Origin of the sequence: Pseudomonas sp. NPDC089395 (assembly GCF_044749525.1) — a bacterium.
GTDB lineage: Bacteria > Pseudomonadota > Gammaproteobacteria > Pseudomonadales > Pseudomonadaceae > Aquipseudomonas.
The window spans coordinates 60,086-72,080 of record NZ_JBIVID010000008.1 but is presented as its reverse complement, the minus strand read 5'-3'; the positions used below and the strand labels follow the sequence as shown (position 1 = coordinate 72,080).

The following is an 11,995-nucleotide window of genomic DNA, read 5'->3' as shown; positions in this document are numbered from 1 at the left end:
CCTACAGAAGTCCGCAATCAACCTGTAGGAGCGGCCTTGTGTCGCGAAAGGGGCGCAACGCGCCCCCAAATATCACAACGGTTTCTCAAAGATCTTCGAATTGCGCTGGTAGTTGTACAGCGAAGCCCGCGCCGCCGGCAGTCGCTCCACGCCACTGGGCGCAAAGCCACGCTCACGGAACCAGTGCGCAGTCCGCGTGGTAAGCACGAACAGCGTATTCAAGCCCAACTGCCGCGCCCGGCCCTCGATGCGCTCGAGCAGCTCATCCCCGCGCCTGCCATGGCGATATTCCGGGCTCACCGCCAAACAGGCCAGCTCACCCGCCTGCGAATCAGCAATCGGATACAACGCCGCACAGGCGATGATCATGCCTTCGCGCTCGACCACGCTGAACTGCTCGATCTCCCGCTCCAGCACCTCACGTGAGCGCCGTACCAGGATTCCCTGCTCTTCCAGCGGACTGATCAGCTCCAGCAAGCCACCGACATCCTCGATGGTCGCCTCGCGCACCACTTCGAACTGCTCCTGCGACACCAGCGTACCGCCGCCACCGCGGGTGAACAGCTCGGTGAGCAGGGCGCCGTCCTCGGCATAGCTGACGATATGGCTACGCGCCACGCCGCCCTTGCACGCCTCGGCCGCCGCATCCAGCAACTCGCCTTGATAATCGCTGCCCAGCCGCGCCAGGTGTGGACCGATCTGCTGTGGACGCAGTTCACGCACCAGCTTGCCCTGCTCGTCCAGCAAGCCAGGCTCGGCGCCGAACAGCAGCAATTTGTCGGCACCCAGCTCGATGGCGGCGCGGGTGGCCACGTCCTCGCAGGCCAGGTTGAAGATCTCGCCGGTAGGCGAGTAACCCAGCGGCGACAGCAGCACGATGGAACGCTCGTCGAGCAGGCGGCTGATGCCCTTGCGGTCGATGCGGCGCACTTCGCCGGTATGGTGGTAGTCCACCCCTTCAAGCACGCCGATAGGACGCGCGGTCACCAGGTTGCCGCAGGCCACGCGCAGGCGCGAACCCTGCATCGGCGATGCGGCGATGTCCATCGACAGGCGCGCCTCGATGGCCAGGCGCAAGGCCCCTACTGCATCGATCACGCAGTCCAGCGTGGCGGCATCGGTGATGCGCATGCCACGGTGGTAATGCGGGGTCAGGCCACGGGCCGCCAGGCGGCTCTCGATCTGCGGCCGCGAACCATGCACCAGTACCAGGCGCACGCCAAGGCTGTGCAGCAGCACCAGGTCGTGAACGATATTGCCGAAATTCGGGTGTTCCACCCCATCGCCGGGGAGCATGACCACGAAGGTGCAGTCGCGATGGGCATTGATGTACGGGGAGGCATGACGCAGCCAGTTGACGTAATCGGGCATGACAGGGCCTGTGGATAAAGTGGACGGAGAACGGTAGATGACACAGCGTTCAGGATCATCGTCGGAACAGGCTTGCGGTCACGCGCGGTCTCCTCTAGGCAACAACGAATCAGCAGGGTGGACGTTTAATGAAGGCAATAGTGCCGGATCAGGTCACGCAATAGACGCACGGTAGGCTCGATTCGTGACATTTCCAGGTATTCGCCGGGCTGGTGGGCACAGGCGATATCACCGGGGCCGAGCACGATGGTCTGACAACCCAACTGCTGAAGATAAGGCGCCTCGGTGCCGAACGCCACCGCTTCGGCGCGATGCCCGGTCAGGCGTTCGGCCACCTGCACCAGCTCGGCATCGGCGGCCTGCTCGAACGGCGGCACCGCCGGGAACAACGGCGCGTAGTCGATGCGCACCTCATGGCGTTCGGCCACTGGCTGCAGCTTGGCCCGAATGGCCGCGCGCAGCTGCTCCACGTCCATGCCCGGCAACGGGCGCAGGTCGAATTCCAGGGCGCATTGGCCACAAATACGGTTGGGATTGTCACCGCCGTGAATGCAGCCGAAGTTCATGGTTGGCGTGGGCACGCTGAATTGCGGGTTGCGGAAGGTATCCTGCCACTGCCGGCGCAGGCCCATCAGCTCGCCCATCACCGCATGCATGGCCTCCAGGGCGCTGTGGCCCAGGCTGGGGTCCGACGAATGGCCACTGCGCCCGAGGATGTCGATGCGGTCCATCAGAATGCCCTTGTGCATGCGAATCGGCTTCAAACCGGTGGGCTCGCCGATCACCGCCGCACGGCCCAGCGGCTGCCCGGCCTCGGCCAGTGCGCGGGCGCCGGACATCGAGCTTTCTTCATCGCAGGTGGCGAGGATGAGCAGGGGCTGCTTGAAGTCATGCTCGAGCAAGGGGATCACGGCCTCGATGATCAAGGCGAAGAACCCCTTCATGTCGCAGCTGCCAAGGCCCACCCAGCGGCCGTCGATTTCGCTTAGCTTGAGCGGGTCACTGGCCCACAGCTGCTCGTCGTAGGGCACCGTGTCGCTATGCCCGGCCAGCACCAGGCCACCGGGACCGGTGCCGCGGCTGGCCAGCAGGTTGAACTTGCCTGGGCTGACCTGCTGGATATCGCAACGGAAACCCAGGTCGCCCAACCAGCCCGCCAAGAGGTCGATGACCTGGCGGTTGGACTGGTCCAGCGCAGGCTGGGTGCAACTGACCGAGGGCGCGGCGATCAACGCGGCAAACTGGTCTTTGAGCGTGGGCAACGGCATGCGCGTACTCCTCGGAAGCGTTGCCCATCATAGGGCCATCCGCCGTAAGGAATAAACCGTTGCCAGCCCAGTCCTGTAGACTGCACGGCTATCACGCCCTCCCTTCGAGCCTGCGATGCACAAAGAAACCGAACTCAAGCTCCGCGCCAGCCGCGATACCCTCGCTGCCCTGCGCGAGCACCCTCTGCTGAAAAAGCGCAACAAGTCCGGCTGGCAGACCCGCGAACTGCTCAACCAGTACTTCGACACCCCCGAGCGTGACCTTGCCGCCGCCCGTGTCGCCCTGCGCCTGCGCCGCGATGGCGAGGAAGTCATCCAGACCCTGAAGTGCCGTGGCCAGAGCGTCGCCGGCTTGTCCGAGCGCAACGAGTACGAGTGGCACCTGGACAAGGTCAAGCTCGACCTGAAAAAGCTCGACGCCACCTGCTGGCCCGAGCAACTGGCCGAACTGGACAAGAAAACCATCAAGCCGCTGTTCACCACCGACTTCACCCGCGAGTACGCGGAAATCGCCTGGGGCCGCGGCAAGAGCAAGGTTGTGATCGAGGCCGCGCTGGACCAGGGCTTCGTGATTGCCGGCAAGCGCAAGGAAGAAATCTGCGAGCTGGAGCTGGAGCTGCGCGAAGGCGAGCCCGAAGCCCTGCTGGAGCTGGCCGCCGAACTGGCCGCCAGCCTGCCACTGATGCCGTGCGACATCAGCAAGGCCGAGCGCGGCTATCGCCTGATGGAGCCGGACAGCTACGAGCTGAGCCTGCCTCACACCGAGCTGGAAGCCGAAATGGCGCTGGACGATGCCTTCACTGCCCTTGCCTGGCAGCTGCTGGGCAGCAGCCAGCGCCTGGCCGAGCAGTATCGCCACAATGGCCACTGGCGCCTGCTGCAGGACTGGGTGCAGTGCCTGGCCGAGCTGCGCGCAGTGGTCAGCAGCCTGGGCCAGGCCGCGCCGCGTGCCACCACCCGCGACCTGCGCACCAGCCTGGACGCGCTGCTGGAAGACTGGCGCCCGCTGGTGCAGGCCGGCAATGACGACGAAGATATCCGTCGCGCTGCCCCCGAGCAGTTCATTGATGAGCTCGAGGACGTGCGTTGGGGTCAGTTCTCCCTGGAAACCTCGCGCTGGTTGCTGGCTCGCGGCTGGACCGTCGAGCGCAAGGGCCGCGGCGAGCGCCAGGGCAAGGCACAACTGGCCAGTTGGCTGGCCCATTTGCTGGGCGAGGAAGGCCGGGCGCTTAAGCTGCCGCTGTATACCCAGCGTCCGGAAGACCTGGCCGAGCAGTTGCCGCGTATCGAACAGTTGCTGGTCTGGTTGCGTCATGCACGTCAGGTGCTTGAAGCGCCGCAGATGGACCGCCTGTATGGCGACCTGAAAAAGCTCCACGAGCTGGCGGAGCAACCGCTGTCCGAGGAGCCTGACGAGCTGCTGGAGGCCCGTATCGAGCAGGCTCGTGCGATCGATCAGAGCCGTGGCTGGAAGCATCTGCTCAGGGCTTGATACCCGCCGAGCCCCCATCGCCGGCAAGCCGGCTCCCACAGGTACACCGCAGCCCTGTAGGAGCCGGCTTGCCGGCGATGGGTTCAACGCTTCAACGGCAGGCTGGTGGTGGACTTGATCTCCGACAGCGCCACGATCGAGTTGACCTCCTGAATACCCGGCACGTTCGACAGTTTTTCGAAGAAGAACCGCTCATAGGCTTCGATATCCGACGTGACGATACGCAGCAGGAAATCCACCGACCCCATCAGCACATAACATTCCAGCACTTCCTCAAAACCGCGGATCGCCTCGGTGAATTCGGTGAAGTTGGTGCGCCCGTGTGCATTGAGCTTCACCTCGGCAAAAATCTGCGTGTTCAGGCCCACCTTCTTGCGATCGAGCAACGTTACCTGCCCCCGAATGACCCCCTCTTCCTTCAGCCGTTGAATGCGGCGCCAGCAAGGCGATTGCGACAGCCCCACGCGCTCGGCGATTTGAGCGCTGGACAGCGACGCGTCCGCTTGCAGCAGTTCGAGGATGCGGCGGTCGTAGGCATCCAGATCGCTTTGCATGACTAATTCCTAAACTAATGAATTCGCGAATAGACCTATTCGCCACCAGGCGAAATTCATCGAATCATAGCGAAAAAAAACCGACTCCAACCTGCAAGAATTTCTCCCACCTTTGCGGAGACCAGCATGAACGCTCTCGAACGCCCCCAACCCCGTACCGATGCCTGGGCCGCCAACGCCAGCCATGCCACCGTGCACTATTGCCTGCAGGCTGAAGCCGAACCGGACAGCCTGTGCCGCGTGCTCAACCTGTTCGCCCTGCAGTTCCTGACCCCACACAGCGTGAACGTCAGCCAGCAGGATGATCTGCTCGACATCGAAATTGGCATCGGCGGGCTCAGCTGGCATCGGGCCGAGGTCATTGCACAGAAACTGCGCAACCTGGTGTGTGTGGCAAGTGTCAGCCTGGAGCGTCAGGTGCGCGTGGAGTTGGCGGTGGTCTGATCCGCTGCCGCAAGACTTCGAAACCCTTTACCCCCCAGGAATCACAACTGCCGGCTAGCCTTGCCCAAGAACTCATCACCTGGCACGGATGCCGCCATGCACACCACGGACGATCGCTCCCTAGACTTGTCGTTACTGCTGGACGCCCTGCAGAGCGACCAGCACCTGGCCACCGACGATGCCCACCGGGTACTGGAATTCGCCAACGCACACCCAGGCCGCCACCCGCTGGAAACTATCGCCGCACTCAACCTCGAAGACCGCCGCACCCCCGGCCAATGGCTGCACCTGGACAGCCTGTGTCAATGGCTCGCCCGCAAAGTTGGCCAACCTTACCTGCGCATCGACCCCCTGCAACTCGACCTGGTGCAGGTCAACGGGCTGATATCCCCTGCCTTCGCGCGGCGCCACGGCATCTTCATCGTTGCCAGCGATACCAACGGCATCACCGTCGCCAGCGCACAGCCCTACCAGGACCAATGGCAAGCCGACCTGGGCCGTAGCCTGGGCAAGCCGATCCTGCGTGTGCTGGCCAGCCCGCTGCAGATACGCCAGATGGGCCAGTCGATGGTGCGGCTGGCTCACTCGGTACAAGGCGCACAGCGTCTGCAGCCGGCAAGCTTCGGCGAGCTGGAACAGTTGCTGGACGTGGGCAAGCGCCAGGCAGAGCCCGGCGCCGATGATGCGCCTATCGTGCACATCGTCGATTGGCTGCTGCAGTACGCCATCGAGCAACGCGCCAGCGACATTCACCTGGAACCACGCCGCGATCAAGGACGGTTGCGCTACCGGATAGACGGCCTGCTGCATACCGTCTATGCGTTTCCGGCGAATGTGATGCTGGCGGTGGTCAGCCGGCTTAAACACCTCGGGCGCATGGATGTGGCGGAAAAACGCCGACCACAAGATGGCCGGGTGAAGAGCCGGCTGTCAGCCGGGGGCGAAGTGGAAATGCGCTTGTCGACCCTGCCGACGCCGTTCGGCGAGAAGTTGGTGCTACGCCTGTTCGACCCGCTGCAGTTGCAGGAAGACTTCGACCGCCTCGGCCTTGAAGGTGAACAGCTGGCCCAGTGGCGATCGCTGCTGCAGCGACGCCAAGGCATCCTGCTGGTCACTGGCCCCACGGGGTCCGGCAAAACCAGCACGCTTTACGCGAGCCTCAAGCTGTTGGCCACACCGGAGGTCAACCTGTGCACCATCGAAGACCCGATCGAGCGCCTGGAGCCGACCTTCAACCAGCTGCAGGTGCAGCCGGCGCTGGACCTGGGCTTTGCCAATGGCGTGCGCGCCATGCTGCGTCAGGACCCGGACATCATCATGATCGGCGAGATCCGCGACCGCGAGACGGCGCTGGTGGCCGTGCAAGCTGCGCTAACCGGGCACCTTGTGCTCTCGACCCTGCACACCAATGACAGCTGTAGCGCCATCACCCGCCTGCTGGAGCTAGGCGTGGCCGATTACCTGATCAGGGCCACCCTGGGCGGGGTGATGGCCCAGCGCCTGGTGCGCTTGCTCTGCCATGAATGCCAAGGGCGTCCATCGAGCCCTTCCTGCCAGGTTTGCCGGGGTACCGGCTTTCATGGCCGCACAGGCGTGTTCGAATTGCTGATTCCCAGCGAAAGCCTGCGCGCACGGATCAGTGTCGACACTGATCTGGCCAAACTGCAACGGCAAGCTCTAGCTGAAGGGTTGCAGGATTTGCGCAGCTGCGGGGAAGCGAAAGTGGCCCGTGGGCTGACCCTTTCAGAAGAGGTGCTGCGGGTCTGCTCATGAGCAAAAAACCCTTGTATTCAAGGAACTTGCGACCATTTGGCCCGATCAAAGCGGGCATCTCCAACCCTCACCCTTCGAGGTGTTTCATCATGCGTCTCAAAACCGCCATCGCAGCTGCTGCCCTGCTTTCGCTGCCTCTGGGCTCCGCCATGGCCGATACCTTCTGGCGTAATGTAATGACTTCCGGTGCCACCACGGCATCGAGCTACATCACTTCGCACGACAAAAAGCTGGTACTCGCGGCGCAGGATGACGCGGGCAGCTTCGTCGCCAGCGAGGGCGCTATTCGTGGGCCGTTCCTCGAGCAGGCGCTGCGTCAGGTACGCACCGAGAACCCAGGGATGCAGGCTTCGGACATGGAACTGGCCAATGCCATTTTGGCCAGGAATGCGGTAGCCGAGTAATCGCTGCGGGGGCTTCGCCCCCGATCGCCGGCAAGCCGGCTCCTACATGCAGTGAGAACCTGTGGGAGCCGGCTTGCCGGCGATGACGCACACCGATCTCAGCGATAAGCCTCCACCGGCACACAAGCACAGAACAGATTCCTGTCCCCATACACGTTGTCCACCCGGTTCACCGCCGGCCAGTACTTGTGCTGGCGCACGTGAGCACTGGGTGCCACCGCCTGCTCAAGGCTGTACGGCCGGGTCCACGGCGCCAGCACATCGGCCAGCGTATGCGGTGCGTGCTTGAGTGGGTTGTCCTCCGCCGGCCAGGTACCGTCCTGCACCTGGTCAATCTCCGCACGAATCGCCAACATCGCTTCGATGAAACGGTCCAGTTCGGCTTTCGATTCGCTCTCGGTCGGCTCGACCATCAGTGTCCCCGGTACCGGGAACGACATGGTCGGGGCATGGAAGCCATAGTCCATCAGGCGCTTGGCGACATCCTCTTCAGTGATACCGGTCTGGGCCTTCAGCGGCCTGAGATCGAGAATGCACTCATGGGCCACACGCTGATTGCGCCCGCGGTACAGCACCGGAAACGCCCCGCCCAGCTGGCTGGCCAGGTAGTTGGCCGACAGAATGGCCACCTCGCTGGCGTCGGCCAATTGCGGGCCCATCATGGCGATGTACATCCAGCTGATTGGCAGGATGCTCGCGCTGCCCCAAGGGGCGGCACTGACGGCGCTGTTGTTCGGGTCCAGGCCCGGTACCGGCACCACTGGGTGGCTGGCAACGAAAGGCTTGAGGTGGGCGCCAATGCCGATCGGCCCCATGCCGGGCCCGCCGCCACCATGCGGGATACAGAAGGTCTTGTGCAGGTTCATGTGCGAGACGTCGGCACCCATGTCCGCTGGCCGCGCCAGGCCGACCTGGGCGTTGAGATTGGCGCCGTCCATGTACACCTGGCCGCCCTGTTGATGGACGACCTCGCATATCTCGCGAATGCCCTCTTCATACACGCCATGGGTCGAGGGGTAAGTGACCATCAGGCAGGACAACCTTTCCCCTGCCGCTTGTGCCTTGGCCTTGAGGTCCACAAGGTCGACATTGCCCTCGTCATCACAATCGACGATCACCACCTCCATGCCGGCCATTTGCGCCGAGGCCGGGTTGGTGCCGTGGGCCGATGACGGGATCAGGCAGAGGGTGCGCTGGGCTTGGTGGCGGCTGCGGTGGTAGCGCGTGATCGCCATCAGGCCGGCGTATTCGCCCTGCGCGCCGGAGTTGGGCTGCATGCAGATGGCGTCGAAGCCGGTAATGGCGCACAACCAGCTTTCCAGCTCATCGATCATCGCCTTGTAGCCCGTGGCCTGGGCAGCAGGCGCGAAGGGATGAAGCTGGGCGAAACCGGGCCAGGTGATGGGGATCATCTCACTGGTGGCATTGAGCTTCATGGTGCAGGAACCCAGCGGAATCATCGACTGATTCAGCGCCAGGTCCTTGTTCTCCAGTTGCTTGAGGTAGCGCAGCATCTCGGTTTCGCTGTGGTGCAGGTTGAACACCGGGTGGGCAAGAAATGGCGTACGTCGTACCAGGGCGGCAGGAATGCCCTCGGGCAACGCTTGCTGGTCGAGGGTGGCAATGTCCAGGCCATGGTTCACGCCGAGGAAGATGTCGAAAAGCCGCAATACGGTCGCTTCGCTGCAGGTTTCGTCCAGGCTTACCCCCAGGTGCCCGCGACCGAGGATGCGCAGGTTGATGCGCGCCGCTTCGGCGCTTTCGATGATCGCCGCCTGGGCGCCGCCGACATCCACCGTCAGGGTATCGAAGAAGTGCTGGTTGAGGCGCTTGAGGCCCTTGGCCTCAAGGCCGGCCGCCAGCACGAAGGTGAGCCGGTGCACGCGCTGGGCGATGCGCTGCAAGCCTTCAGGGCCATGGTAGACCGCATAGAAACCGGCAATGTTGGCCAACAGCACCTGGGCTGTGCAGATATTTGAGTTGGCCTTCTCGCGGCGAATGTGTTGCTCGCGGGTCTGCAGCGCCATGCGCAGCGCGGTATTGCCACGGGCATCGCGCGACACGCCGATGATGCGCCCGGGCATGGCCCGCTTGAAGTCGTCGTGGCAGGCGAAATAGGCCGCATGGGGGCCGCCGTACCCCATGGGCACGCCGAAACGCTGGGTCGAGCCCAGCACCACATCGGCACCCAGTTCACCTGGCGGTGTCAGCACCACCAGGCTGAGCAGGTCGGCGGCCACGCAGGCCAGGGCATGCTGGCTGTGCAACTGGTCGATCAGTGGGCGCAGGTCGCGCACTTCGCCATGGGTGTCGGGGTATTGCAGCAAGGCGCCGAACACCTGGTGCTTGGCGAGGTTATCCACAGCGTCGATGATCAGCTCGAAACCGAACCCTTCGGCGCGGGTGCGTAACACCGACAGCGTCTGCGGGTGGCAGTGCTCGTCCGCGAAGAACGCATTGCTCTTGTTGCGCGCCACCCGCTTGGCCAGGGCCATGGCTTCGGCAGCAGCGGTGGCTTCATCGAGCAACGAGGCATTGGCCAGGGCCAGGCCGGTGAGGTCGATGACCATTTGCTGGAAGTTCAGCAGCGCTTCCAGTCGGCCTTGGGCGATTTCTGGCTGATAGGGGGTGTAGGCGGTGTACCAGCCGGGGTTTTCCAGCACGTTGCGCAAGATGACGGTGGGGGTGACGGTGCCGTGGTAGCCCATGCCGATCAGGCTGGTCCAGACCTGGTTCTGCTCGGCGTAGCCGGCGAGCTTGGCCAGTGCGGTCTGTTCGTCCAGGGCTGGCGGCAGGTCGAGGGGGCGGTTGAGGCGGATGCCCGGTGGCACTGTCTGCTCGATCAACTCGCTGCGGCTCTTCAGGCCAAGGGTAGCGAGCATGGCCTGCTGCTCCGAGGCATCGGGCCCCAGGTGGCGGCGCAGGAAAGGGTTGAGCTCTTGCAGTTGATGCAGGGATGGCGACTGGGACATGACGACGCTCTCTTCCTAGACCAGGTCTCATGGAGACTTATAAGTCTAGGAAGGATTGCCGAGAGTGCGGGAAAACTTGCTTGCAGGTTCGGCCTCATCGCCGGCAAGCCGGCTCCCACAGGGTTCGCTGCGGTCCTTGTGGGAGCCGGCTTGCCGGCGATGAGGCCAGAGGCTTATTCGCCGATAGCGGCTTGGTAACCCGCAGCATCCAGCAGCTTGTCCAGCTCCGCCGGGTTGCTCGGCTTGAGCTTGAAGATCCAAGCGCCGTAGGGTTCTTCGTTGAGCATCTCCGGGCTGTCGGCCAGCGCTTCGTTGACCGCGATCACTTCGCCACCGATCGGGGCGTAGATGTCGGAAGCAGCCTTGACCGACTCGACCACACCCGCCGCATCGCCAGCTGCAAAGGTTTTGCCGACTTCGGCCAGCTCGACGAACACCACGTCACCCAGGGCTTCCTGGGCGTGGTCGCTGATGCCCACGGTCACGCTGCCATCGGATTCCAGGCGCGCCCACTCGTGGCTTTCGGCAAAACGCAGATCGGCGGGGATATTGCTCATGTCTTGTATTCCTCGATTGGGTCAGCGGTTCGGCCCGCCGTTGATTGTTCAGATGAGAATCTTGCCGTGGCGCACGAAGGTCGGTTTGACCACCCGCACCGGGTACCACTTGCCGCGAATCTCGACCTCGGCACGGTCGCCGGTGGCCATGGGTACGCGGGCCAGGGCAATGGACTTGCTCAGCGTAGGAGAGAAACTACCACTGGTGATCTCCCCTTCGCCAATGCCGCCAACGCGAACGACCTGATGGGCACGCAGAACACCGCGCTCTTCCAGTACCAGGCCGACCAGTTTGTCCTGCACGCCACGCTCGATTTCCGCCAGCAGGCCGGCACGGCCAATGAAGTCGCGCTCGGCAGGTTCCCAGGCGATGCACCAACCCAGGTTGGACGTGAGTGGGGTGTGGCTTTCGTCGATGTCCTGGCCGTACAGGTTCATGCCGGCTTCCAGGCGCAATGTGTCGCGGGCACCCAGGCCACTGGGGGCGATACCGGCACCGACCAGGTCGTTGTAGAAGGCGACGGCCTCACAGCCCGGCAGAATGATCTCCAGGCCGTCCTCACCGGTATAACCCGTGCGCGCAATGAACCAGTCGCCTTCGGCAACACCTTCGAACGGGCGCAGCTCGCGAATCAGCGCGGCGCGCGATGCGCTGAGCAAGGCGGCGACCTTGTCCCGGGCCTGTGGACCTTGAATGGCGAGAATGGCCAGATCAGGGCGCACCTTGAAATCGACAGCGAACCCGCTTTGCTGGGTCTCCAGCCAAGCCACGACCTTGGCCCGGGTTGACGCATTGGTGACCAGGCGATAGCCATTTTCGGTGCGATAGGCGAGCAGGTCATCGATGACCCCGCCCGCTTCGTTGAGCAATGGGCTGTACAGCGCCTTGCCGATAGCGTCCAGGCGGGCGACATCGTTGGCCAGCAACCGCTGCAACCAAGCGGTGGCATCAAGGCCAGCGACGTCGATCACGGTCATATGGGAAACATCGAACACCCCACAGTCGCTGCGCACCTGATGGTGCTCCTCGACCTGCGAGCCATAGTGCAGGGGCATGTCCCAGCCACCGAAATCGACCGTCTTGGCGCCTAGCGCCAGGTGCAAGTCGTACAAGAGCGTGCGCTGTCCCATGGGTTCTCCTTCCGGGCGTGGCGAAGCGG

The 11,995-nt window shown here is 63.7% G+C and carries 10 protein-coding genes; 4 read left to right on the top strand and 6 right to left on the bottom strand.

Going from position 1 to position 11,995, the window contains the following annotated elements; genetic code table 11:
- Positions 1 to 72 precede the first annotated feature (72 nt).
- Both argA and argE read right to left on the bottom strand, forming a co-directional pair.
- A complete protein-coding gene (gene argA, locus ACIPZG_RS17980) occupies positions 73 to 1,371 on the bottom strand; it encodes an amino-acid N-acetyltransferase (protein ID WP_008099350.1) in 1,299 nt (432 codons plus the stop codon).
- A gap of 125 nt (positions 1,372 to 1,496) precedes the next feature.
- Positions 1,497 to 2,639, bottom strand: coding sequence for an acetylornithine deacetylase (argE, locus tag ACIPZG_RS17975; protein ID WP_400715830.1), 1,143 nt, complete (start codon positions 2,637 to 2,639; stop codon positions 1,497 to 1,499).
- A 115-nt stretch (positions 2,640 to 2,754) separates the two neighbouring features.
- Here argE and ACIPZG_RS17970 point away from each other — a divergent pair, with 115 nt between their 5' ends.
- On the top strand, positions 2,755 to 4,131 hold the full coding sequence (locus ACIPZG_RS17970; protein WP_400715828.1) for an inorganic triphosphatase: 1,377 nt from the start codon (positions 2,755 to 2,757) through the stop codon (positions 4,129 to 4,131).
- A gap of 83 nt (positions 4,132 to 4,214) precedes the next feature.
- Here ACIPZG_RS17970 and ACIPZG_RS17965 read toward each other — a convergent pair whose 3' ends face one another.
- On the bottom strand, positions 4,215 to 4,685 hold the full coding sequence (locus ACIPZG_RS17965; protein WP_008099356.1) for an Lrp/AsnC family transcriptional regulator: 471 nt from the start codon (positions 4,683 to 4,685) through the stop codon (positions 4,215 to 4,217).
- 126 nt (positions 4,686 to 4,811) lie between these two features.
- Between ACIPZG_RS17965 and ACIPZG_RS17960 the strand changes: the two genes are divergently transcribed.
- From ACIPZG_RS17960 to ACIPZG_RS17950, 3 genes are all read left to right on the top strand, one after another.
- Complete coding sequence (locus ACIPZG_RS17960) at positions 4,812 to 5,129, top strand: hypothetical protein (protein ID WP_400715826.1); 318 nt, start codon at positions 4,812 to 4,814, stop codon at positions 5,127 to 5,129.
- Positions 5,130 to 5,225: 96 nt separating this feature from the next.
- Complete coding sequence (locus ACIPZG_RS17955) at positions 5,226 to 6,902, top strand: GspE/PulE family protein (RefSeq protein WP_400715824.1); 1,677 nt, start codon at positions 5,226 to 5,228, stop codon at positions 6,900 to 6,902.
- Positions 6,903 to 6,991: 89 nt separating this feature from the next.
- On the top strand, positions 6,992 to 7,306 hold the full coding sequence (locus ACIPZG_RS17950) for a DUF2388 domain-containing protein (protein ID WP_400715822.1): 315 nt from the start codon (positions 6,992 to 6,994) through the stop codon (positions 7,304 to 7,306).
- Between the two features lie 98 nt (positions 7,307 to 7,404).
- Here the strand turns inward: ACIPZG_RS17950 and gcvP are convergent, their stop codons facing one another.
- The 3 genes from gcvP to gcvT all read right to left on the bottom strand — a co-directional run bounded on the left by gcvP (position 7,405) and on the right by gcvT (position 11,966).
- Positions 7,405 to 10,278, bottom strand: a complete 2,874-nt coding sequence (gene gcvP, locus ACIPZG_RS17945) for an aminomethyl-transferring glycine dehydrogenase (RefSeq protein ID WP_400715820.1) — start codon at positions 10,276 to 10,278, stop codon at positions 7,405 to 7,407.
- A gap of 173 nt (positions 10,279 to 10,451) precedes the next feature.
- Positions 10,452 to 10,835 (bottom strand): glycine cleavage system protein GcvH, encoded by a 384-nt coding sequence (gene gcvH, locus ACIPZG_RS17940; protein ID WP_400715819.1) that lies wholly within the window; start codon positions 10,833 to 10,835, stop codon positions 10,452 to 10,454.
- Positions 10,836 to 10,883: 48 nt separating this feature from the next.
- Complete coding sequence (gene gcvT, locus ACIPZG_RS17935) at positions 10,884 to 11,966, bottom strand: glycine cleavage system aminomethyltransferase GcvT (protein ID WP_400715817.1); 1,083 nt, start codon at positions 11,964 to 11,966, stop codon at positions 10,884 to 10,886.
- Positions 11,967 to 11,995 lie beyond the last annotated feature (29 nt).